Here is a 25123-nt window from a genome sequence, read left to right as displayed (position 1 = left end):
TATTCTAAAATGATCGGATGTTTTGAAAAAATAAAATGGGGATATTCCTCGTGATCAAAAATAATCCAACAAGGCAACTATACCATTGTAAGAAATAACACAGGCAAAGAAAAGAGCTGCAAACAAGCCTAAATTAAGCCATATGCCCGCCTTGTAGTTCGCCATTATTTTTTTATTGTTAATGAGAAGGATAATTCCTAGGATTACTAGTGGCAGTACAAATACATTGAATACTTGAGAAAGTATTTGCATTTGAATTGGATTGGCACCATATATTGGAACGATAAGAGCGAACATAGAAGCGATCGCCGTTATTATCCTAAATTGTTTGGAGTTGGTATCCAATTCACCGGATTGGTAATCAGCCAACAAAATTGGCGCTATCAATAAACATGGAAAAATAGATGATAAACCTGCACTTAAGGTCCCAAAAAAGAAAAGCGTAAGGGCAAATTTACCTGCCACCGGTTCTAGGGTATTTACCATATCCAAAACTTTGGTAACCGGTTGTCCTTGATGATACAACGCTCCACAAGCCACCGCCATTACAGAAGCACTGATAAAAAATACCAATGAAGCCGCTATAATAGCATCTTTCTTTTGCTGCCCACGATTTTTAATTGTCCAGCCTTTTCCTTTTACAAAAAGAGGTCTTGACAAAAATGTAGCTGCCGCCATAGTGGTACCTACAAAGGCAGCGACCATCATTTGACCTCCTTCAACTTTAGGAATTGTGGGTATCAATCCTTTAATGACTTCAACTGGCAAAGGGTTTACCATAAAGAGCGATATAATAAAGGATAGCCCCATTATGGTAACAAAAATGACAAGTATTTTTTCAAAAAAAGCATACTTACCTACAAGCAACAGACCATAGAACAGGACAATAACGGTTATGGCTATTATCAATACGGCCTCATATTTTAAAGCTGCCAAACTGGGGAAATAAATTAAAAATATCTCATAGATAATATTGGCAGAAATGCCCAGTATACCCATTAACGAATTCCACTGACCAAAGGAGATACCTAAAATAATCAGTATAGCAATGAGTTTTCCCCACTTCAAATGTTTCTTGAAAGCGTACAAAGCTGTTTCACCTGTAACCAATGCAAAATTTCCATAGGCATACATCAACAAACCCGAAAAAACACAACTTAACAATAATACCCATAAAAGCTGCATACCATAAGTACTACCTGCAACAATCATTGAGGTTACACTACCGGTACCTATAGTATACCCAATTGCAAAAATACCAGGTCCGAATGCCAATACTAACGCTAATATTTTTTTCCAGACAGATACTTTAACCGAGTTCTCCATTTAATAATTTCTTTGGTCGTTTGGTGTTATTGTCGACAAAAATTGAATATAAATAATTTGCTTTAAGCCATAATCAGCATTTTACAATACCTACTCTGTCTTAAATATTATAGCAAAACTGATAAAGGTTTTTAAAGTGAACTTTCATTTTCTCTTTTGCCAGTTGAGGATCTTGTTTTTCTATAGCGTTGAATATATCTTGGTGTTCTTCAATACCCCTAAAGGCCATGTCTTTATCACATACATGATATTTTTCAAAATTTACCAATATTTCTGGTGTAATGATAAGCATGAATGTGTTCATGGTACTATTACCACTAGCACGTGCAATAGCTAGATGAAACAAGAGGTCTTCTTGAACGGCATCTTCTCCATTATTTACTTTTTCACGGTAAGCATCTAACGCAGTTTTCATTAGTCTTAAATCATCATCTGTTCTTCTTCTTGCCGCAAGCCTTACCGTTTTAAGTTCCAATAAAATTCTAGTTTCAACCAAAGACTTAAAATCTGGCTCATCTAATCTAAGAATATCGTTCACCATCCCGTTCATGGCCACTTGCCCAATATCCGCTACAAAGGTTCCACTTTGAGGTTTAGAGATTAAAATACCATAAAACTCCAATTTTTGAATTGCCTCCCGAACATTGTTTCGACTCACTCCAAATTTGTCGGACAACATTCTTTCCGATGGTAACTTGTCACCAGGCTCAAGATTTTTATTGTTCATTAAATCTCTTAGCTGAACAATAATCTCATTTTGTATTTCCTGATTTTCTGTCTTCGTGAGAATCTCTAATTTCATATATATCTTGCTTTAAAGGAAAACCATTTGTCTAATTTGCCCATCCGAAAAAATGTAAAACAACTCGCTAAAATACGAAGTTTTATTTGCATTGATAATTACTCGTACTAGGAAGCGAACTTTCATGAAATTTACCAGCCTAACGAAAGACTGGCAAACTCATTTCAACAAATTCAACTAAACAACTTTCTTAATTGCACTAGGTATATGTATAGCACATTACTAATGCATAACTTCTAATTCATAATATTTGACTTTAGCAGACGCACCGGCATCTAGGGTCTGCAAATAATTTCCCGCTTTAAAATAGTTTTCAAAAACACTCCACTTTTGCATATGAATATCTTCATACACCACAGAATCCGTTTCATTTAAAATAACCTCTAGCCTACCGTCTGTGGCAATAATCTCCAAAACAAATGTATTAGCACCTATATTCTCTGGGAAAGTATGACCTTCATTATCTTCCCAAGCATTCGTATGCAATATCTCCTCATCAGTAGCATTAAGATCTTTCAGTTTTTTGGTAAGCACTCTAACCTTACCTTTTTGCCAATATATTTTTAACATTGGCGGAGCATTATTATCATCTTCCCCTATTAAGTCTCGCTGTTCATTTGTTAGCCTACCATGAATTTGCATTACTAACGTTCTATGAAATTCACCACTTGCATCTGTAGTAATTTCAGGCACGGATAAAGTTCCCTTCATACGACCACCTTCTGTAAAAGTCCAATTTGTACTGTTACTACCAGGCACCATTTGTTCTCTTAGCTCAGTTCTTGAGTACGAAGAGTTGGCCGTTGAGGAACCCGGTGTTGTATAAAACACCAAAGAACCATCTGTAGAATCATTATACATATAAGGCATCAACCTTTCATCGGTAGCATAATCCATAATTTCCGGTGGCTCTACCTCATCTGGACTACCAATTGGCAGTGTAACTTTCCAATTACTTAAATCAATATTGGGCAGAAAGAAGTCTACTCCTTCTACCTGTACTTCTTCAACTACCTCCTCTTCTTGGGTCTCGGTATTTTCTTCGACCTCTTCTTCTTCAATTACTTCTTCTTGAACAATTTCTTCTTCAGTCACCTCTGCATCGTTACTACAACTTGTTATGGCAAGCATTATTACAAATGCGAAAAAGCAATTTAATACCACAGTTTTATTGAAAAGTAACTTGTAATCTATAATCATATATTTTTTATTAATGCTTCACTTCAAGTTCATAAAAACTGACCTTGGCAAATGAACCTTCATCCCTACTTTGAAAATAATTTCCTGCTTTAAAATAATTCTCAAAAACGCCCCATCTTTTCATATTAAAATCGTCATAAACGGCATATTCATTTTTGTTCAGTGAAACCACCATTTTACCATCCGTAACTTTTACTTCTATTTGAAATTTACCAAAGCCCACTTCTTCTTCAAAATTGAAACCCTCATCATCTGTCCACGCCTCTTCATGTAATATACCCATAGCATTCACATCTGCATATTTTAATTTTTTTGTTTTGACCCTAATTTTACCGTTCTGCCAATATATTTTTAATACCGGCGGTGCATTATTATCCTTTTGTTTTATTAACTCTTTTTGATTATTGGTCAAGCGACCATGAATCTGTAGAATGATTACTTTATGGTACTTACCGTTTTTATCTCTAGAAACTTCATCAACAGATAATTTTGCACTTAATGTGCCTCCTTGCTTGAAAGTCCAATTTACGTTGTCGTTTCCAGGAACCATTTGCTCCCTAAGTTCTGACCTGGAATATTTAGTGTTAGCGGTGGTTGCCGAGGTGGGGTAAGCATAGAACGTAAGTGCACCTTTTGTAGAATCATTATACATATAAGGCTTAAGCACCTCATTTGTAGCATAATTTAAAATTTCTGGCGGTGCTACACTGATTGCCCCTCCTTTACCACTACCTTCAGGAATTGTAACCTTCCAATTGTTTAAATCGATTTGGGGTAACCTGACTTTCTTTTTCTTCTTTTTTTTGATTTTTTTTAGTTCTACATCCGATTCTGAAACGCTACTTTTCTGTTTTTGAGAAGTAGCGTTTACAGATAGAAATAGCAATACTATAAATACCAATATTCCGTTTCGGGTGTTTTGCATAAATTATAAATTAAGGATTCACTGAACGAACCTTCACATTATCTACATATGCATCTTTTGGAGTTACCGCATAGAACATTATGGCAACTTCTCCACTATCGTTTGCAGTAAATGGAATCTGTACCAACGTACCTGCACCATCTGTAGTATCAGAAAACTTACCTTCTGCAACATAACCTTCGTTAAAACCTAAATTATCCCCAATATTATCAACGGCATCCGCACCATCATCATAGTGACCGTTCAAGATCAGGCCAACTACTTTTCTGCCGCCTATAGGATCCGTACCACTATCGTCTTTAATAGCATATTGATACTCTAAAATATAATCTGTGCCAGGCTCCAAAATAAGCTCTTGATAGGCATATCTAGAACTAGAAGTTCTTAGGTCTCCGCCAGATTGACTTGATGACCACTTAGCTCCTCTTGTCTTACTGCCGGTATCAACCCCGTCATAATCTTGGTTAGAACCATCAGAACTAGATCCAAAAGGATTGGTATTACCGTCTGTAAATGTTGACCATTTCCAGAAATCTTGACCATCCTCAAAATCACCGTTCAAAATTGTAGCACCCGTCATTCTTGACATATAAATATTATCTACGGTAATGGTTGCATGATCATTTGCAGTACCAGTACTTCCTACTTCAAAAAGAATAGTTTCGAATTGAGTAACCGGCGTAGAAAAATCCGTTGCCAAACTAAAATCAAACCCTGTCCATTCACCATCAATCAAATCCAAGTCATCAATTACATGGCTGGTACCATTGGTGCTATCCACTAAAGTAATCTTTAACTTGTCTATACCTGTGGCAAACTCAGAATACACATCAAAATGAATATCATTAGAACCTACACCGCTATAGAACGCATCTGCCGCAACAACCTCATCACTCAGTGCAAACTCTCCAACGGTACTGTGCAACCTAGAAAATTCCAATAAATTGTTACCAGAATCCAAAACAATAGCCTTGCCACCTGTACCTGCTGAACCAACAGAACTTGCATCCGTATAAATGTTCAATATATTATATCTTTTGATCTCTGGTGAACTGGGGGCTGTATCAATAGAAGGTACGGTATGCTCAACCGTAATATCTTCGGTCTTTACAAGATCTGCCTGCCCTGCCGCCTTGGTAGTTACAGTAATTGTATAATCTGCAGATGCTTCTACATTAGAATAATCATACGTAGCGGACTCTCCTTGCAATGCGGTTAACGGACTGCTACCATCACCAAAGTCAATGACGTATGAATCTACACCTACAGTCAATGGTTTTACCGTAACAATTGTACCATCTCCACTAGCCGATACATCAAAACTTGAAAACACACTCCCAATAGAACCACCAGAAGAATCTACCGGCTCAATTGGCTCATAACCATCTTCATCACATGACATGATCAAACCGGTTATTAAAAGGGCACTAATTCCTTTTTTTATTAAACTCATAATATTATATTTTTTTAATTTTTTGTTAGATGCTTCTTAAACAGTTGAAATTTCCGCTTAAGAGAATACATGATGTCTTGAAGGATAATTTAAAAATGAAACCGCACTTAAAAGCAAAAACATTTCTAAACTATCTTTTCAAGAGCTATCATTAATTTAGCCTATCAATACTAATTTTAGAGAACCTGCATTCTGTCCCGGCATATTCTATATTGAATCTCATATTCTCAGTTGCCTCACCTGTTGTAAAAGTGAACGATGTTTGAACATAGGCCGAAGCTTGATCGGTCAACGGAATTTCCTGTAAAAGAAAATCATCACCGGTGTCAGCATCTTCGATCAACAAAGTACCCGCAGAAGTACCGGTAGTTTTACTAACATACCAAAATGTTACTTCATAAGTTGCACCTGCTACTACACGAATACTTTGATCAAGGAAATTAGAACTACTACTTAATTTGGCAGCACCATTACCTTCTGGTGGAGTTGGTGAAGAACTTGCCGAATAAGAACTTGTTGTTCCTCTATCCACACCAGCCCATGGCGTTCTTGGGCTACATAAAAAATCTGGACATTGAAAAGCAGCAACTAACTCATCTACAACGACTACATCTAAAGTAATTGTAGAAGTAACACCGTTACCATCACTAGAAACTAAAGTAACAGGAAACGTCCCTTCTCCAGGAAATTGAAAAGTAGGATCGCGATCTGTAGATGTTTCACCACCACCAAAATCCCATAAATAGGAAGATGCCTCTGTTGAAAGATCTGTAAAGTTTATGATCGTAAAATCTTCTTGATCAGCCGTATAGTCAAAATTAGCTTCTGGAAATATTGTATCTGCCTTAGAATTGGAATCTGGCAAATCATCCCTAAAAGTATCTGAACCAACACAACCAACAAAAGAACTTGCCAATACTACAGTAAATAGCAGTAGCGTTGTTTTTCGGAAAATATTTTGTTTAATTTTCATAGTTTAAAAGTTTTAAAATTTAATATCCCGGGTTTTGTGTCAAAAGTCCACCACTTATATTTATTTCTCTTGCCGGTATAGGCAACAATAATTTTCTAGCATCGAACACATATCCCATTTCAGCAGAATGAGCACTTAATACAGCCTCGGCAACACCGAATCTTAGTAGATCGAACCAACGCTGATTTTCAAAGGCCAACTCAACTCTTCTTTCCGTTAAAAGTTCTTCCTTTGTAATACTAGAAACTGCATCAGTTAAACCGGCTCTATCCCTTACCGCTTGAAAAGATGCCAAGGCCGCAGCATCTGTAGTAGATGCGGCACCTGCCATTATAGCTTCCACATGCATTAAAAGAACATCTGCATAACGTAAAGCTATATAGTCATTACCGGCATTACGGGCATTAGGGCCGTATGCTGGTTCAGCTGTAGAATCAAAGCCGTCCGGGAAAAATTTGGCTACCTCATTTCTATCGTCCAAAAGCGAACCATTTAGATCAGTAATTGAAGTTTCCGTTCTATTTCCTCCAAAGGCTATAAAATCTAACCTTAGATTATCATTAACAATGTTTTGACCGTCTTCTTGTCCTGCACGTATAGAAGAAGTAAATTCAGATGAAAAACTTTGACTTTCCGCACTGTTTCCTGGAATATACTGAATGGCAAAAATTATTTCGTTGTTCAGTTCATCATAAAAAACATCGTGAAAATCACTCATTAAACTAAATTGACCGCTGTTTACTATAGATTCGCATAATTGGCGTGCAGCAGCATAATCAGGAGATGCCAATGACAAATACACCTTGGCCAATACACCTTGGGCCGCGGCTTTAGAAGCCCTAGATTTAGATGAATTATCCAATTCACTTGCCGCTTCTTGTAAATCTGCTATGATCTGATCATAAACCTGAGCTGAAGGAATTCTAGTAAATAGAGCTTCATTATCCGTAGGACCCACTACTGATGTCACCAACGGCACATCACCGAACATTCTTACCAATTTAAAGTAAGCATATGCTCTTAGAAATTTTGCTTCTGCAGCATATTTAGCCTGATTACCTTCATCTGCCACATCTATAAAATCCAATATATTGTTAGCCCTAAAAATTACTTCATACATAGATGCGTAATAATCTTCTGATTCAACATTGTTGGCATTGACCACATATCTATGAAAATCAGCTTTAGAACCCTCAAGGGTAGCATTTCTTGTATTATCCGTTCTGTGCTCTGTTAAAAGGTGCTCAAATTGTACACCTCTGTTAAAGTTGCCTATATTAGACTCGGTATTACTATTAACACCTTGCAAGGCGTCATATATACCATAAATACCGGATAACACATCAGCATCTGATTGAAAGAACCCATCTACCGCAACAGCAGTGTCTGGCAATGGATTTAAAAACTCTTCACTATCACAGGAAACAAATACGGATACCGTTACTGCAATTATTAAATATTTTATATGTTTCATCGTTTGTTTGTTTTTAGATTAAAAATCAACGTTAAGACCAACTGTAACCGTTCTAAAAATTGGTGTACCTGCTCTTTGAGAACCATAAGCTCTTGGGTTACTACCATCTATATGCTCTGGATTGAAACCGTGATAATCATCTGCAGTGATATAAAGCAAATTCTGAGCAGTAGCATAAACTCTTAGACCACTTACCCCTATACGTTCTGCAACATCATTTGAAAAATTATAACCTAGGTTTACATTACGTAAAGAGAAATAATCCGCACTTGCAATAACATCGCTTGTCAATACTTTTTCCTGGATAAACGAAACATCGGATACAAGACCATTGGCAACAGCTTCTAACTCTCCACCACTTCTTGTTCTGTTACCAAACCAGTTGTAAAAATATTGATCACCTATATTGTTGACCTGAGCTCCAAGACTACCTTGAACCATGAAAGAAAAGTCTACATTCCCGAATTTAAATTCATTGGTAAAACTATATACCAAATCTGGATACGGACTACCTAAAATTGTTTTATCCTCTTCCGTAATCAACCCATCTCCGTTTAAATCTTTTACAATCGTATCATCAGACTGACCATTGATCCTGTTCCAAGGACTGTCAACATATGTTGTTCTAAAAGAAGTTTCATCAAAAGCTTCTTCATCTACTACGTAACCCCAAAAAGAAGAAATAGGCTCTCCTATTCTATTGATCCATTGCGAATTTCTACCGTAGGTATCTTCAATTAACGCATTGTTAGAATCACCAAAACTTAAAAGCTCATTTTTATTTGTAGATGCGATCAAAGTTGAGTTCCATGAAAAATTCTCGTTTGAAACATTTCTAGTTCTTATTTCAAGTTCCAAACCTTTATTTTGGACCTCACCCAAATTAACGATACCACTATTGAAACCTGAGATATAGGAAACAGGGTTGTTCAACAACAACTCATCACTAGTTCTTTCATAATAATCAATAGAACCTGAGATCCTATTGTTGAAAAAGCCGTAATCCAAACCAACTGTCAATTCTTTAGATGCCTCCCATTGTAACAATGTATTGGCAATATTTAATGGTGACACACCAGCTGCAATACTACCATTATCAATTGAATTTGAATTCTGCAACAATGCTAAATAAGGCCATGCATTTACAATAGCGTCACCTACATTAAAGTTCTCTGCACCCGTAAGACCATAACTAGCTCTAAACTTCATTGTATTCACAACATCGCTGTTCAACAAGAAATTTTCTTTAGCAACGTTCCAACCTAATGAAACCGCAGGGAAGTTACCCCACTTAGAATCTACGCCAAAAACAGAACTACCATCTCGTCTAAAAGATGCATTTACCAAATACTTTCCTTTATACGCATAGTTAACACGAGCAAAATAACCTATCTTTTTAAGCTCCGTATTAATTTCAGTAGGAAGATCAACAACCGTAGCTCCTTGGAAATTCTTTAACAAGTCATTTGAAAAACCACTACCCTCTGTAATGCTTTCCTCTGATTTTCTTTTTTGAATAGTTGCACCCAATAAAACGTTTAAATCATGATCATCACCATAAGTCTTATTATAGTTAAGGGTATTATCGGAAATTATTCTAGTTCTAAATCTATTTGCCAGGTAATATGAAGATCTGGCCGCACCACTGGCATGATGCTTTGTACCGTCATACCTTGTTCTTTTTCTTTGCTCCAAAGTAACACCTAACTGTGTTTTAGCAGTCAAACCATCCAAAAGCTCATAGCTTAAATACGTAGAACCGAATAATTTAGTGTTATACTCAAAATGCTCTCTTTCAACATATTGCGCATAAGGATTAGAATCACCCGATGTACGAGGCCTGCTATCACTACCATCTCCATTAATATCTAATTCAACCAGGTGGTTTTCAAAGAAATAATCTCCTACACCAACATCTGCATATTGCCCGTTACCAGACTCCCTATCAATAAACTGAAGTGATTCTTCCGTATGATAAATAGGTAACCATGGAGATTGGCGCGTAGGATTATGAATAGAGGTCGGCAATCTTCTTTGTTTTGTATAAGAAGGCGTAGCCCTAATACCGAATCTTGCTTTCTCACCAATTTTTGAATCAACTTTCATATTGGCAGAGAATAATTTAAAATCATCTGTAATAACAACACCTTCATCATGAAGATATCTTAATGAAGTACTGAATTTAGTGTCTTCCGAACCACCTCTAGCCGATAAAGAATGACTGGTTATTGCTCCTCCGTCAAAGAAAACATCTTGCCAATCCCTATCTACTCCTGTAGCCTGAACCAATAATTGTGCATATTGAGTTTCATTTGAAAGTGTACCCGTTGCAGCTTGTTCTATTTTAGCCCACTCTGCTACACTTTTTCTGTAATCATCACTACCATGGGCACTTTTAATACCTGTATATGTCTGATAGCTAAATTTGGTCTTTCCAGCCTTACCACTTTTAGTTGTAATTAAAATTACACCGTTAGATCCTTCACTACCATAAATTGCAGCAGAAGCAGCATCTTTTAATACCTCAAAAGATTCCACATCGTTCATATCAAGGTTACCTAAGAATTCTGAACTTACTACAACCCCGTCAATTACCAATGCAGGACCAGAATCAGCGGTTACGGAACCTATACCTCTAATAGTAATGGTAGGAGCCCCACCTGCCTCAGCATTGGTAGCCTGAATATTAACACCTGAAACCTGACCTATTAATGCATCATCAACCCTTGATACAGCTATTTGATCTAACTTTTCGTTGGTTACTTTAGAAATTGAACCGGTAACGGTAGATTTTTTTTGCGTTCCATAACCAACTACAACAACTTCATCCAGTTGACTGGCGTCTTCTTTTAAAGTAACGCTAACTGTTTTTTGCGAAACAATTGCTACAGTTTCAGTAGTGTAGCCTATATATGAAAAACGTAAAATATCTCCACTAGATACTTTGATGGTAAAATTTCCATCAAAATCACTTTGTGTACCTCTTGTTGTATTCGCTACAACGATATTTGCACCAGGTATTGGCACATTGTTTGCATCTACCACCGTACCTGATAAGTCATAGGAGTCTTGTGCAAATAATTGAATGTTGACAAGCAACATTACAACCATAAAAATTTTTAATTTAAAATTCATCTGTGTTATATTAAGTTAGTTCTATTGAATTGGCTTGTGCCATCTTTTTGATCTACTTAAAATGCGATTGTATATCTCGCATTATAATATCCAATTACTACTATCAACACTTTCATCTTAAATCAATGAAAATTCCTATTTTTACTAGGAAATGTGTTTGTAGTAATATTTACATGTTTTTTGCATTACTTCCGTTGGACATGAAGTAATTTTTTTTACGAAAAGGATGGGCGAGCACCCGTCCTTTTTTATATGTGATTCTCTTAGCGTTTCATCTCTTCTCTTTTAGTTAGTATTGATTCTATTTTTTAACTGGTTTACCAAATTGGTTCATCAAACTGGTTTACCAAATATATGTTATTATATTGTTAAAAAAAATTACTTTGATGATTTCAGGGTAATTTTATTGTGATTTTATAGAATTTACCCCTCATAAATTGCGCAATTGATAAATAATAACACTACTTATAAGAATTACGCAAAATCAACTGAGACCCCGTGTTTATTGGGATCCTACCTACTAAAAGTAAGATATATACAGCTAGGTATAGATTATAATTAAGATATGAATACAAGAAGAATAGAATTTTGAAAATTTTGCACATTATCACTACTTAACATTGCCGGTCTGGCATGTAAATACCAAAATCAACCCGAGAAGTGTAACAATTATAAACAGGATTTTACTCACTGATTATCTTTCTAAAAAGGTAAAAAGCACCAAAAATCACCTACTATTACATGCAAAATGAATGTAATATCAGGCTATTTAACCCACCTTCTAAACAAGAGCTTTACAAAAACAAAAATTCAATCTATAGCATTACAAAATGAGGTAAGAATTTATACTATAAATGTTGTAGAAATAAAAAAGGCTTTCATTTTCATGAAAGCCTTTAATCCTGTGGGCCCTACTGGATTCGAACCAGTGACCCCCTGCTTGTAAGGCAGGTGCTCTGAACCAACTGAGCTAAGAGCCCCAATGGGGGTGCAAATATATAATACTTTTACATTTCACAAAAGAAAAATCAATAAAATTTTAAATAACTTCCGCAACTACAAAATTACTTCCGCCTACATATATAAAATCATTTTTTTGGGCGCTTTTTTTTGCCGCCATAAGTGCCTTATTTACAGAATTATAAATATTTCCGGTAAATCCTTTATTAGAAAAAGTGCTTGACAAATCTTTTTCATCAAGTCCCCGAAAATTTTTTGGCTTACAATAGTAATAAGTTGCATTTTTTGGAAAAAGGGCTGAAATTTTATCCATATCCTTACCCTTTACAAAACCTATAACAATATGTAAATGCTCAAATTTTTGCCTATTGATTTGCTCAATCACCAATTCAATACCTTCCTTGTTATGGGCCGTATCACAAATTATAGTAGGATCTGAGCCAATTTGCTGCCATCTTCCCTTTAACCGAGTATTAAGAACTACATTTTTTAGCCCATGTGCTATATCACGGTTAGAGACCTTAAAGCCAGGCAAAGCATTTAACGTAGCAAGCACCCCTTTTACGTTCTTCTTTTGATAAGCACCTAATAAACCAATTTCATAGTCCGGATAATCAAATTCTTCCGCAAAAATTATTTTGGAGTTCTTATCTTTTGCTACAGATTTGAAAACTGGAGCCGTTTCTTCATCAAACTCACTAATAACTACAGGAATTTCTTTTTTAATTATCCCAGCTTTCTCTTTTGCTATCTTAGCAAGAGTATCACCCAACATATCGGTATGATCTAACCCTATGTTCGTTATTAAACTAACCTCTGGTATAATTATATTTGTTGAATCAAGTCTTCCACCTAATCCCACTTCTATAATAGCGATATCAACCTTTTCATGGGCAAAATATGAAAACGCCATACCAACACTCATTTCAAAAAAAGAAAGCCTATTAGCGTTAAAAAAAGATTTGTTGTCCGCTATAAAACGGACTACCCAATTCTTTGCTATCTTCTTACCGTTGATACGTATACGTTCTCTAAAATCTTTCAAATGGGGCGAGGTATACAAACCAACTTTATAACCTGATTCTTGTAAAACAGAGGCCAACAAATGACTACTTGAACCTTTTCCGTTGGTTCCGGCAACATGTATACTTTTAAATTTTTTGTGAGGATTTTCTAAATGCCCGGCAAGTTTTAAAATGCCGTCCATCTTTGAATTAAAGGCGCTTTTACCTTTATTCTGATACATTGGAAGCTGAGCAAACATCCAATCTAATGTCTCTTTATAGGTCACTCTCCTAATTTGAAATTTACTACTACGAAACCTACTTGCCTACTTGGAGCGTTACCGTCTAAATTCCATTTATGCATAAATGCAGTTTTCCTAGCGGGCTCCAATAAGCATGGGTTATTATTGGTGGTACCTTTTACACCTGGCTCTGCACTAACCACTTTTCCATTGCGATCAACAATTATTTTGACCACTACTCTGCCAGACTCGTTACATTCTTGCTGCACCTTACCTTTGTTGACCAGTGAACGTCCATTTAATCCGTAACCACCAGTACCACTACCACTACCTGGACTACCATAATAACTGGTAGCATATGGATCACCATCTGGCTGCCCCTTATCGCCTGCCCTATTATCATCACCTTCACTACCAGATGCCGTGCCATCAGATTTATTAAGCCCACCCATCATTGCATCTAAAGCTTTCTTCTTGGCTTCTTGCTCTTGGCGCGCCTTGTCTTCGGCTTCTTTCTTTTGCTTGGCTATACGTGCGGCTTCTGCCTTTTTCCTGTTCTCTTCTGCTTCTGCCTTTCTTTTAGCATCTGCAGCAGCTTTGTCAGCTTTTCTTTTTGCCTCTTTTGCCTGATCTATTTTTATAGACTCATCATTTTCTTGAGTTAATGCTTTTTCCGCAGGAGCTTCCTTATCGGCAACAGCCTCTTCAACCTCCTCTACAGGTTCTTCTATAGCTTCTGCGACCTCTTGCTCGGTTGGCTCAACGGGTGGAGTATCTAATGGTTCTGATTGTATCTTTTCTTTTGGCTGAACCTTACCGCTACCAAATTCCATAGTACCGAAGTTAACAGAAATCCCATTTTCTTCAGGTGGATCCATATAGTTTAGACCGATATAAAATAAAACCAATAAAAGTGCACTTAACAACAGTGTGGTAAGTGTCAATGATTTCTTTTTATGTTTCGTATCTAAAAATGCCATTTAGTTTGGGCGTACCGCCAAAATAACTTTGTAATTGTTCCTATTCGCGATATCCATAACATTTACCGCTTCTTTTATGGCCACACTTTCTTCTGCCCTAAGAATTATCGTAGGACTATCTTGACCTGCCAAAGCCTTTTTTAACTCTATTTCAACATACTCGCCATTTATACGTTCGTCATTAACGAAGTACTGTAGGTTCTTATCTATACTTACCGATACATTTTGAGTATTAGTAGATTTTCCTTTTGCCTTTGGTAGCAATAAATCCAAAGCGTTAGGTGAATTCGCTGTTAGCATAAAAAACACCAATAACAAGAATACAATATCTGTCATTGAAGACATGCTAAAGTCTGGACTGACTTTATTTCTTCCTTTTAATTTCATAGTATAAAATTAAAGAGGTTCGTTTAATAAATCTAAGAATTCCACTGCGTTAGCTTCCATTTTGTGGACAACCTTATCAGTTCTATTCACTAAGTGGTTATAACCAACATAGGCAATAATACCCACAATAAGACCGGCAACGGTTGTAGTCATGGCCGTATAAATACCTGATGCCAATGAACCCATTTCCGCTTGGCCTCCACTACTGGCCATTTCATGAAAGGCAAGAATCATACCAATAACAGTTCCCAAGAAACCGATCATTGGAGCCGCACCGGCCACAGTTGCCAAAATACTTACATTTTTCTCTAGCTTATATACTTCAAGAGTACCTGCATTTTCTATTGCGGTATTTATATCATCTAAAGGCTTGCCTATTCTAGATACACCTTTCTCCGTTAATCTAGCTACCGGCGAATCTGTTTGAGCACATAAAATTTTTGCCGCATCTAGTTTACCCGTGGTCACGTAATCACGAATCTGATTCATGAAATTCTTATCTATTTTAGACGCAGCATTAACTGCCAATAATCGTTCAAAATAAATATAAAGAGCCACGCCTAACATTATAAATAAAACGGAGATAATGATTACACTACCTGTACCCCCATTAAATATTAAATCTATGACCGAAAGTGTTTTCTCTTCAGACAATAATTCTTCGCTCGCATCTTGAGCCAAATCCTGGAATAATAACATAATATTCTTTAAGTATTGAATTTGCCTTTATAACGACGATTTGCGAATTAAATTATCCGTGAAGAACAAAATCTCTCAATAATATAAATACGATTGCACCACTAACAAAACCTAACAATGCCAACCAAGCAATTTTTTTAAGATACCAGAAAAAATCAATTTTCTCCATACCCATCGCAACTACACCGGCTGCAGAACCAATAATCAACATACTACCACCAGTACCGGCAGAATAAGCGATAAAATGCCATAACGGACTATCTAAAGGCTCACTGAACATACCCATACTTGCCGCAACCAATGGTACGTTATCAATAACTGCCGATCCCAGACCAAACAACATAACTACTATGTCCGTATTAGGTATAGCTTCATTAAGAGCTCCAGCAGCATTAAAGAGTATCCCTAAAGATTCCATAGCGGCAACTGCCAATAAAATCCCCAAAAAGAATAATATACTTGGCAGTTCAATTTTGGATAATGAATGATGTACAGGACTATGGTGCCCCTCGGTGTCTTGACCCTCTTGATCTACAGAAGAAATACTAAACTTTTTATTACTATATATTTCTGCAAAAGTTGCTACAACTGCCAATGATAACATCATACCAACATAAGGAGGCAAGTGGGTAACCGTTTTAAAAATAGGAACAAAAAGAATAGCCCCCAATCCTAAATATAACATTACACCACTATATTTAGACTTAGAATTATCACCATCCAATTCACCATCGATCAACCCTTTAAAGACCTTGAACCTACTTGCAATCACAACTGGAACAATCATACAAACCAATGAAGGTAAAAGTACGTGAAGCACCAATTGACCTGCACTAACCCTATTTGCAATCCATAACATGGTAGTGGTCACATCACCAATAGGCGACCAAGCCCCACCGGCATTTGCCGTTATTACGATCATACCGGCAAACCATAATTTAGTTTCCCTGTCCTTAATAACCTTTTGCAATATGGTAATCAAAACAATGGTAGCTGTCAAGTTATCTATGATTGCAGATAATACGAATGCCAATATTGAAAACAACCACAATAACTTACCTTTCTGCTTTGTTTTGATAAAACCTTTTATAGTCGCAAAGCCATCAAAATAATCTATAATCTCTACAATGGTCATAGCCCCAAGAAGAAAGAAAAGAATTTCCGCAGTTTTACCTAAATGATGCAAAAGGGACTCCTCCATCATGTGCATTCTATCTAAATGCCCAAACTTATCAAAACCATCAACTAGACTTTGATGAGCAGAATCAAACCAGTTTTCGTAGCCATCTATTCCAAGAGCAATAAGCGCCCAAAGAATAGCCATCATGGCCAATGCAGGGATTAATTTATCTATCTTAAGATTGTGTTCTAAGGTAATGGCAAGATATCCCGCCAAAAAAACAATAACAATGATGGTTTCCATATTCGTTGGTTTTTTGAGTAACTAGTTATGAGTTGTAAATATAGGTTCTAATTCTAAAAAATAAATCTTCCAAATATATTTAAAATTGTCTTTGAAATCCTAATGAATTAACAATAATACCGAAGTAATCTGACATCCAAATACTTAAATCAATATGATTATAAATTTAACAGGTTTTTGGCGACGGCAATTTAACGTATAAGAAAATGTTAAAATGAACGTACAGCCTACAATGAGCCCAAAATTGTTATGAAATCGTTCAAAAGGAGACCCTTAAGTAATATATTTAACTACTATATCTTTATCTTTGAGAAGTTAACCTTTATATATTATTAGATGGATTTTTCATTGAATGAAGAACAAAAACTTATACAAGAAGCTGCACGCGATTTTGCCCAAACGGAGCTATTAGCAGGAGTAATTGAACGTGATGATGCTCAAAGATTTCCAAAAGAAGAAATTAAAAAACTGGGAGAACTCGGCTTTTTAGGAATGATGGTAGACCCAAAATATGGTGGAAGTGGGCTAGACACTCTTTCTTACGTATTGGCTATGGAAGAAATTTCAAAAATTGACGCCTCTACGTCGGTAGTTATGTCAGTAAACAATTCTCTAGTTTGCTGGGGATTGGAAAAATTTGGAACTGAAGCACAAAAAGAAAAATATCTTACAAAACTCACCACAGGCGAGCAAATAGGTGCATTCTGCCTTTCTGAACCAGAAGCGGGAAGCGATGCTACTTCACAAAAAACTACCGCAATAGATATGGGCGACCATTATATTGTTAATGGCACCAAAAACTGGATTACCAATGGCGGTACAGCAAGCACCTATATTGTAATTGCTCAAACGGACAAGGACAAAAAGCATAGGGGCATCAACGCCCTTATTATTGAAAAAGGAATTCCAGGATTTGAAATAGGACCAAAAGAAAACAAATTAGGCATTAGAGGAAGCGATACCCATTCACTTATATTCAATGATGTAAAAGTGCCTAAAGAAAATAGAATTGGCGAAGATGGTTTCGGTTTTAAGTTTGCCATGAAAACTCTAGCCGGTGGCCGTATAGGTATTGCCGCTCAGGCATTAGGTATTGCGGCCGGCGCTTACGAACTTGCTTTAAAATATTCAAAGGAACGTAAGGCCTTTGGCACAGAAATCAGTAATCACCAAGCCATTGCATTTAAATTAGCGGACATGCATACAGAAATACAGGCTGCAAGATTACTAGTTTACCAATCTGCATTAGATAAAGACAATGATAGGGATTACGACCTATCTGGTGCTATGGCAAAATTATATGCTTCTAAAGTAGCAATGGAAACAACGGTCGAAGCCGTACAAATTCATGGCGGAAACGGTTTCGTAAAAGACTACCATGTAGAACGTCTTATGAGAGATGCCAAAATAACACAGATATACGAAGGCACTTCTGAAATTCAAAAAATCGTGATTTCAAGAAGTATTTTAAAATAAAAAAAAAAAAATTTAATTACACCCCTATAATTTATAGGGGTGTTTTTCATTAAACTATAATCTTACTTTGTTAACTACCCAATAAAGTTAGACTTAATTGTTAGAAAGTCACAAAAACTAACTTTTACCCCCTACTTCACTGATCGCTTTCGATAATATTAACTTAAATTTATCATTATGATAAATTGAAGGTTTTAAAAATTCATAATTATCGATTTTTTAAGCTTTTATTTATTTCGTTGAATTTATTATTTGAATTTGTTTCAATCGTTGAACATAATTTAAAAAAATTGATATTTTTGAAGAAATACCACAAAATATGACACTGAAGAAACAAGGATTATATCTACCGGAATTTGAACATGACAACTGTGGGGCTGGATTTATATGTAGCCTTAAAGGAAAAAAATCTAACGACATTATACATAAGGCGTTAGAAATACTTGAACGTTTAGAGCACAGAGGAGCGGTAAGCGCAGACGGTAAGACAGGGGACGGTGCAGGTATCCTAATAGATATACCACATGATTTTTTTCAGGCTGTATGCAACTTCGACTTACCAAAAGCAGGCGATTATGCCGTTGGCAATATTTTCTTTCCACGTAAAGAAAATCAAAGGGATTTTTGCATCTCGGTATTTGAAGAGAATATTAAAAAACAAGGCTTAAGATTATTAGGCTGGAGAGACGTACCGGTCAATAGATCAATACCCGGTAGAATTGCAGCGGAAACAGAGCCTTTCGTTAAGCAAATATTTGTAGCTAAAGAAAGTGAGGATCAAGAGTATTTTGATTTTAACTTAAAACTTTTTATTGCCAGGAAAATAACCGAGCATACGATTATTAAATCTAAGCTTTCCGAAAGCAAGTTCTTTTACGTACCTAGCTTATCTACCAAAATAATAATTTTCAAGGGACTTTTAATGCCTTTAGATATTAGTCTTTACTATTCTGACCTTATGGACTCTAGAGTAGTAACCAGGTTGGCATTGGTTCATCAGCGTTTTTCTACCAATACCTTCCCTACTTGGGATTTGGCACAACCATTTAGATATATGTGCCATAACGGTGAAATAAACACCTTAAGAGGTAATGTTACCCGCATGTTCTCTAGAGAGGAATTACTGAAAAGTGACATGTTCGGTGACGAAATAAAGAATGTACTTCCAATTATATTACCTGGAAAGTCAGATTCTGCAACCATGGATATGGTCGTTGAACTTTTATTAATGACCGGTAGATCTTTACCGGAGGTCATGATGATACTAGTTCCAGAAGCTTGGGAAAAAAATACAGAGATGTCCGAAGCTAAAAGATCATTTTACGAGTATCATTCCTGTATGATGGAACCTTGGGACGGACCAGCCTCTATACCTTTTACCGACGGTAACTTTATAGGTGCCGTTTTAGATAGAAACGGCTTAAGACCATCTAGATATACAGTTACAAAAGATGATTATGTAGTGATGTCATCTGAAACAGGTGTGGTAGACATTGCCCCTGATAACGTTGAATTCCACGGAAGGTTACAACCAGGCAAAATGTTCTTAGTGAACATGGAAGAGGGTAGAATTGTCAACGATGAAGAAATTAAAGAGAACATTGCCCAAAAATTTCCCTACAAAAAATGGCTAAACGACAACTTAGTACATTTAAAAGATATCCCATACAACGATTGCCCTTTATTCTTAGGGGAAGAAACGCTAGATAAGAGAAAGTCCGTTTTTGGCTATACGATAGAGGATATCAATACCATTGTATTACCAATGGCAAAAGCTGGCAAAGAGCCTATTGGCTCCATGGGTTCTGATACGCCTATTGCCGTTTTATCCCAACGTCCACAACTAATTTACAATTACTTTAAACAATTATTTGCCCAAGTAACCAACCCTCCGTTAGATGGTATTCGCGAAGAACTGATTACCGATATCAGCTTAACATTAGGTAGCGATCATAATATTTTCGAGTTTTCAGAATTACACTGTAGAAAACTTAAGATTCAAAATCCTGTAATTTCAAAAGAGGATTTGGACAAAATCAAAAACTATGATGTAAGCCCAGATTACAAAGTAGTTTCCATTTCAATGTTGTATTCCATAAAACAAGGACACAACGGTCTAGAGGATGCTTTGCAATCAGTATTGGACCAAGCATCAAAAGCTGTAGACGAAGGAGCTAACATTATCATACTTTCGGACAGAAACGTGAATGAAAACATGGCACCTATACCTGCCTTATTAGCGTGCTCGTTCGTAAATAGCGGTTTACAGAAACTTGGAAAACGCTCTAAACTTAGTGTAATCATAGAATCTGCCGAACCTAGAGAGGTACATCATTTTGCCTTGTTATTTGGTTTTGGCGCAAGTGCTATTAACCCCTATTTGGTAAATGAAATAATTGCCGAACAAATAGAGGAAAATGATATCACGGAAATATCATTTGATGATGCCATTAAAAATTACAACAAAGCGGTTGGTAAGGGTATTTTAAAAGTGATGAACAAAATTGGTATTTCTACTTTAAACTCATACCGTGGCTCTCAACTTTTTGAATGTATAGGTATAAACACCAAAGTCGTAGAAAAATATTTTCCAAACACTCCAACTCGTATTCAAGGAATTGGTCTTTATCAAATAGAGAAAGAAATTGCTTTACGTCACCATAAAACTTTTAACAAAAAACTAGTTGATGCCAGTTTAGATTTAGAAATTGGTGGAGAGTACAGGTGGAGAAGAGATGGTGAAAAACACATGTTCAATCCATTATCCATTGCAAAACTTCAGAAATCTGTTCGCAATAATGAACCAGATACTTATAAGGAGTATTCCAATATGGTCAACGAGCAATCAAAAAACCTAATGACCATTAGAGGTCTTTTTGAATTCTCTAACTATGACCCAATTCCAATAGAAGATGTTGAACCTTGGACGGAAATTGTAAAAAGATTTAAAACCGGTGCAATGTCTTATGGATCAATCAGTAAAGAAGCCCATGAAAATTTAGCGATCGCTATGAACCGTATTGGCGGTAAAAGTAACTCAGGTGAAGGAGGAGAAGATCAAAACAGATTTTATAAAAATTCTACCGGTGATTGGAGAAACAGCGCAATAAAACAAGTTGCCTCGGGTAGATTTGGTGTAACCTCCAATTATTTGACTAACGCTAAAGAAATTCAAATAAAAATGGCACAAGGTGCCAAGCCAGGTGAAGGTGGCCAGTTACCAGGTCCTAAAGTAAATCCTGAAATTGCAAAAACAAGAAACTCTACTCCGTATGTAGGTTTAATTTCACCACCTCCGCATCACGATATTTATTCTATTGAAGATTTATCTCAATTAATTTACGACCTAAAATCTGCAAATAGAAAAGCAAGAATCAATGTAAAATTAGTTTCTGAAGTGGGCGTAGGTACCGTTGCCGCCGGTGTAGCCAAAGCAAAAGCGGACGTAGTACTAGTTTCTGGTTTTGACGGCGGCACGGGAGCATCTCCTTTGACATCGTTAAAACATTGCGGCCTACCATGGGAACTTGGTATTGCCGAAGCTCAACAGACACTAGTTCTTAATGATTTACGAAACAGAATAATTTTAGAATGTGACGGTCAACTGAAAACCGGCAGAGATGTTGCCGTAGCTTGTCTATTGGGAGCTGAAGAATTCGGTTTTGCCACTGCCCCACTAGTTGCATCAGGTTGTATAATGATGCGTGTATGCCATTTAAACACTTGCCCAGTAGGTATTGCAACTCAAAACCCTGAATTAAGAAAGAAATTTAAGGGTAAGCCTGAGCACGTAGTCAATTACATGTATTTTGTAGCACAGGAGTTACGTGAGATAATGGCTCAACTAGGTTTCAAGACTATTAATGAAATGGTTGGTCAAGTACAAAAACTAGATAGAAAAAAGGCAATTGACCACTACAAAGCGGCTGGTATTGATTTAACACCAATACTACATCAGGTCGATGTCCCTAAAGGAACTAAATTTTACAATACCGAAAAGCAAAAACACGATATAGATAAATCTATCGAGTTTGATATTATAGCAAAAGCCAATCCTTCCTTATTCAGAAAGGAAAAATTAACATTAGATTACCCTATTTGCAATACTGATCGAGCAGTTGGTGCAATTATAAGTAATGAAATCTCTAAAACTTACGGAGCTGAAGGATTACCTATAAATACGCTTAGATTAAATTTCACAGGTTCTGCAGGGCAGAGCTTCGGAGCTTTTGCTACAAGAGGACTTACAATGATTGTTAACGGTAATACTAATGATTACTTAGGTAAAGGACTTTCAGGAGCTAAACTTGTCATCAAGGTCCCTGAGAAATCTACTATAGTACCTGAAGACAATGTAATTACCGGAAATGTTACTCTTTATGGAGCAACAGCAGGTAGAGCATATATTAACGGTAAAGCCGGTGAGCGTTTCTGTGTTCGTAATTCAGGAGCAAAAGCGGTAGTTGAGGGAATAGGTGATCACGGTTGTGAATACATGACCGGTGGTGTAGCCGTTATACTTGGCGAAGTAGGAAGAAATTTTGGAGCAGGTATGAGCGGTGGTATTGCCTATGTACTGGACAGTAACAAAACCTTTAAAAAGAGATGCAGCGTTGAAGGACTTAATCTTTTAGAAGTCAACGAAAAAGAAGATATTCAACAATTGAAAGACTTAATTGAAAGTCACTACAATTCAACATCAAGTCCATTAGCACAACGAATTTTAGAAAACTGGGAATCCTATCTACCTAAATTCGTAAAGGTTTTACCTGAAGAATACAGACAGGCTTTAATAAGATTAGAGGAAGAAAACTTACAAACTATTTAAGATCGGAACATGGGAAAGACAACAGGATTTTTGGAATTCGACAGAAAAATTGAAGCATACGAACCGGTTGAGGAGCGTTTAAAAAACTACAAAGAATTTACAGTACCATTACCTGAAAAGGATTTAAAGGAGCAAGGTGCCCGTTGCATGGACTGTGGAATTCCTTTTTGCCATAGCGGTTGCCCATTAGGAAATTTAATTCCTGATTTTAACGATGCAGTTTACCGTGGCAAGTGGGAAAAAGCTAGTGAAATTCTACACTCTACAAACAACTTTCCTGAATTTACCGGTAGATTGTGCCCGGCACCATGCGAAGAGGCATGTGTTTTGGGTATTAATGAAGATCCGGTAAGTATTGAGAATATTGAAAAAAATATTGTAGAAACTGCTTTTGAAAAAGGTTGGATCTCAGCCAAACCACCACTTACCAGAACTGACAAAAAAGTTGCTGTCGTTGGATCAGGACCTGCAGGCTTGGCTACGGCACAACAACTGAACAGAGCAGGTCATAACGTAACTGTTTTTGAACGTGATGAAAAACCGGGCGGACTTTTACGTTACGGAATTCCCGATTTTAAAATGGAAAAAAATGTCATTGATCGTCGCTTAGAAATTTTAAAAGAAGAAGGAATTACATTTAAATGTGGAGTACACATTGGAGTAGATATAAAAGCTGATGAATTAAAACAAAATTTTGATGCTATTGTTTTAACAGGTGGAGCTACTATTAGAAGAAATTTACCTATTGAAGGATCTGACCTAAAAGGCGTTGTTCAAGCCATGGATTTTCTTGGACAGAACAACAGAAGAGTAGATGGTATTAAAGAATTAGGAGAAGAAATCAAAGCAACCGGTAAAAATGTAATTGTTATCGGTGGTGGTGATACTGGATCAGATTGTATTGGAACATCTTTTAGACATGGAGCAATTTCAGTATCAAATTTCGAGATCATGCCAATGGCCACTACAGAAAGACCCGAAGGTCAGCCTTGGCCATTTTGGCCTATGCGCTTAAGAACTAGTTCTTCCCACAAGGAAGGTGCTGAACGTTTCTTTAGTATATCTACCAAAAAATTTATTGGTGATCAAAATGGCAACCTTACTGGTTTAATAACTTCTGAAGTAGAATGGATTAAAACTCCAGGACAACGACCACAGTTAAAAGAAGTTGAAGGAACTGAAAAAGAATGGAAGTGTGATTTGGCTTTATTAGCATTAGGCTTTACCGGTTCTGAAAATACCGTTGCGAACCAATTGGGTTTAGATATGGATGCAAGAACCAACATTAAGGCATCTGAAAATGATTATAAAACAAACGTACCCGGCGTATTTGCTGCTGGTGATCAGAGAAGGGGACAATCTCTTATTGTCTGGGCCATTTCAGAAGGAAGACAAGCTGCACATCATGTAGATAAATATTTAATGGGTGAAACTGCTTTACCATTGAAAGGTGAAGGTGATTTACCTAGAGTATAATTATTAACTACCTATAAACTACAAATCCGCAACTGTTAAGGTTGCGGATTTTTTTATCTATTTGGCTTATACTTCACTTATCAATATTCAAATTCATGAAATAATAGCTCATAATATTAATAATAGATGTTTTTCTGTACTCATTATTAGGCTCATTACATCTCTTAAACTTATATGAAACAGCAGAACTAGCCCTTGGGCATTCAAAGAGAACACGTATAACTACTTCACTTAAAATTACCCCAGATGTATAATAAGTCCGTATGAAAATAGTGTAAAACTTATATTACCCGAGTTTTTTTCATTTTAAGGTATAAAAAAAGCCCCTTACATTACTGTAAGGGGCTTTCGAAAAAGGCG

At 36.5% G+C, this 25123-nt stretch carries 16 protein-coding genes and 1 tRNA gene; 3 read left to right on the top strand and 14 right to left on the bottom strand.

What is annotated here, in order from left to right:
- Nucleotides 1-54: 54 nt before the first annotated feature.
- The 14 genes from QZ657_RS09695 to nhaD form a co-directional block, all read right to left on the bottom strand.
- The gene (locus tag QZ657_RS09695; RefSeq protein WP_276473445.1) at nt 55-1326 is read right to left on the bottom strand and encodes an Nramp family divalent metal transporter; all 1272 of its coding nucleotides are present in this window, start codon (nt 1324-1326) and stop codon (nt 55-57) included.
- Nucleotides 1327-1426: 100 nt separating this feature from the next.
- On the bottom strand, nt 1427-2128 hold the full coding sequence (locus QZ657_RS09690) for a FadR/GntR family transcriptional regulator (RefSeq protein ID WP_291960603.1): 702 nt from the start codon (nt 2126-2128) through the stop codon (nt 1427-1429).
- Nucleotides 2129-2350: 222 nt separating this feature from the next.
- A complete protein-coding gene (locus QZ657_RS09685) occupies nt 2351-3328 on the bottom strand; it encodes a polysaccharide lyase family 7 protein (RefSeq protein WP_291960605.1) in 978 nt (325 codons plus the stop codon).
- Nucleotides 3329-3338: 10 nt separating this feature from the next.
- A complete protein-coding gene (locus QZ657_RS09680; RefSeq protein ID WP_291966580.1) occupies nt 3339-4253 on the bottom strand; it encodes a polysaccharide lyase family 7 protein in 915 nt (304 codons plus the stop codon).
- A 10-nt stretch (nt 4254-4263) separates the two neighbouring features.
- Entirely contained in the window at nt 4264-5706 is a 1443-nt protein-coding gene (locus QZ657_RS09675) for a hypothetical protein (RefSeq protein WP_291966578.1), read from the bottom strand.
- 151 nt (nt 5707-5857) lie between these two features.
- Entirely contained in the window at nt 5858-6679 is an 822-nt protein-coding gene (locus tag QZ657_RS09670; RefSeq protein WP_291960611.1) for a PKD domain-containing protein, read from the bottom strand.
- A gap of 19 nt (nt 6680-6698) precedes the next feature.
- A complete protein-coding gene (locus QZ657_RS09665) occupies nt 6699-8153 on the bottom strand; it encodes a RagB/SusD family nutrient uptake outer membrane protein (RefSeq protein ID WP_291966576.1) in 1455 nt (484 codons plus the stop codon).
- Between the two features lie 18 nt (nt 8154-8171).
- Nucleotides 8172-11288, bottom strand: a complete 3117-nt coding sequence (locus QZ657_RS09660) for a SusC/RagA family TonB-linked outer membrane protein (protein ID WP_291966574.1) — start codon at nt 11286-11288, stop codon at nt 8172-8174.
- 905 nt (nt 11289-12193) lie between these two features.
- Nucleotides 12194-12268: transfer RNA gene (locus QZ657_RS09655), tRNA-Val, on the bottom strand.
- Nucleotides 12269-12327: 59 nt separating this feature from the next.
- On the bottom strand, nt 12328-13539 hold the full coding sequence (locus QZ657_RS09650) for a bifunctional folylpolyglutamate synthase/dihydrofolate synthase (RefSeq protein ID WP_291966572.1): 1212 nt from the start codon (nt 13537-13539) through the stop codon (nt 12328-12330).
- Nucleotides 13536-14474, bottom strand: coding sequence for an energy transducer TonB (locus QZ657_RS09645; protein ID WP_291966569.1), 939 nt, complete (start codon nt 14472-14474; stop codon nt 13536-13538). The genes QZ657_RS09650 and QZ657_RS09645 overlap by 4 nt, the downstream gene beginning before the upstream one ends.
- Nucleotides 14475-14861: an ExbD/TolR family protein gene (locus QZ657_RS09640; RefSeq protein ID WP_276473435.1), complete on the bottom strand. Its 387-nt coding sequence runs from the start codon at nt 14859-14861 to the stop codon at nt 14475-14477.
- A gap of 9 nt (nt 14862-14870) precedes the next feature.
- Entirely contained in the window at nt 14871-15560 is a 690-nt protein-coding gene (locus QZ657_RS09635; RefSeq protein ID WP_276473434.1) for a MotA/TolQ/ExbB proton channel family protein, read from the bottom strand.
- Between the two features lie 52 nt (nt 15561-15612).
- A complete protein-coding gene (nhaD, locus tag QZ657_RS09630) occupies nt 15613-16983 on the bottom strand; it encodes a sodium:proton antiporter NhaD (RefSeq protein ID WP_291966567.1) in 1371 nt (456 codons plus the stop codon).
- A 336-nt stretch (nt 16984-17319) separates the two neighbouring features.
- Here nhaD and QZ657_RS09625 point away from each other — a divergent pair, with 336 nt between their 5' ends.
- From QZ657_RS09625 to QZ657_RS09615, 3 genes are all read left to right on the top strand, one after another.
- The gene (locus QZ657_RS09625; RefSeq protein WP_291966566.1) at nt 17320-18459 is read left to right on the top strand and encodes an acyl-CoA dehydrogenase; all 1140 of its coding nucleotides are present in this window, start codon (nt 17320-17322) and stop codon (nt 18457-18459) included.
- A gap of 319 nt (nt 18460-18778) precedes the next feature.
- Nucleotides 18779-23287 (top strand): glutamate synthase large subunit, encoded by a 4509-nt coding sequence (gltB, locus tag QZ657_RS09620; protein ID WP_291960625.1) that lies wholly within the window; start codon nt 18779-18781, stop codon nt 23285-23287.
- Between the two features lie 9 nt (nt 23288-23296).
- The gene (locus QZ657_RS09615; protein ID WP_291960627.1) at nt 23297-24763 is read left to right on the top strand and encodes a glutamate synthase subunit beta; all 1467 of its coding nucleotides are present in this window, start codon (nt 23297-23299) and stop codon (nt 24761-24763) included.
- Nucleotides 24764-25123: the final 360 nt, after the last annotated feature.

It is taken from the genome of Maribacter sp., assembly GCA_020629415.1.
Lineage (GTDB): Bacteria > Bacteroidota > Bacteroidia > Flavobacteriales > Flavobacteriaceae > Maribacter > Maribacter huludaoensis.
Note: the sequence above shows the minus strand (reverse complement) of the source record. Positions and strands in the feature narration are given on the sequence as shown.

Excerpts from the sequence above, each read along its gene's own strand:
- QZ657_RS09640 (WP_276473435.1), bottom strand. The coding sequence starts at position 14,861 with ATGAAATTAAAAGGAAGAAATAAAGTCAGTCCAGACTTTAGCATGTCT.
- nhaD (WP_291966567.1), bottom strand. The coding sequence starts at position 16,983 with ATGGAAACCATCATTGTTATTGTTTTTTTGGCGGGATATCTTGCCATT.
- QZ657_RS09645 (WP_291966569.1), bottom strand. The coding sequence starts at position 14,474 with ATGGCATTTTTAGATACGAAACATAAAAAGAAATCATTGACACTTACC.
- QZ657_RS09670 (WP_291960611.1), bottom strand. The coding sequence starts at position 6,679 with ATGAAAATTAAACAAAATATTTTCCGAAAAACAACGCTACTGCTATTT.
- QZ657_RS09635 (WP_276473434.1), bottom strand. The coding sequence starts at position 15,560 with ATGTTATTATTCCAGGATTTGGCTCAAGATGCGAGCGAAGAATTATTG.
- QZ657_RS09660 (WP_291966574.1), bottom strand. The coding sequence starts at position 11,288 with ATGAATTTTAAATTAAAAATTTTTATGGTTGTAATGTTGCTTGTCAAC.
- QZ657_RS09685 (WP_291960605.1), bottom strand. The coding sequence starts at position 3,328 with ATGATTATAGATTACAAGTTACTTTTCAATAAAACTGTGGTATTAAAT.
- QZ657_RS09615 (WP_291960627.1), top strand. The coding sequence starts at position 23,297 with ATGGGAAAGACAACAGGATTTTTGGAATTCGACAGAAAAATTGAAGCA.
- QZ657_RS09695 (WP_276473445.1), bottom strand. The coding sequence starts at position 1,326 with ATGGAGAACTCGGTTAAAGTATCTGTCTGGAAAAAAATATTAGCGTTA.
- QZ657_RS09680 (WP_291966580.1), bottom strand. The coding sequence starts at position 4,253 with ATGCAAAACACCCGAAACGGAATATTGGTATTTATAGTATTGCTATTT.
- QZ657_RS09675 (WP_291966578.1), bottom strand. The coding sequence starts at position 5,706 with ATGAGTTTAATAAAAAAAGGAATTAGTGCCCTTTTAATAACCGGTTTG.
- gltB (WP_291960625.1), top strand. The coding sequence starts at position 18,779 with ATGACACTGAAGAAACAAGGATTATATCTACCGGAATTTGAACATGAC.
- QZ657_RS09690 (WP_291960603.1), bottom strand. The coding sequence starts at position 2,128 with ATGAAATTAGAGATTCTCACGAAGACAGAAAATCAGGAAATACAAAAT.
- QZ657_RS09665 (WP_291966576.1), bottom strand. The coding sequence starts at position 8,153 with ATGAAACATATAAAATATTTAATAATTGCAGTAACGGTATCCGTATTT.
- QZ657_RS09625 (WP_291966566.1), top strand. The coding sequence starts at position 17,320 with ATGGATTTTTCATTGAATGAAGAACAAAAACTTATACAAGAAGCTGCA.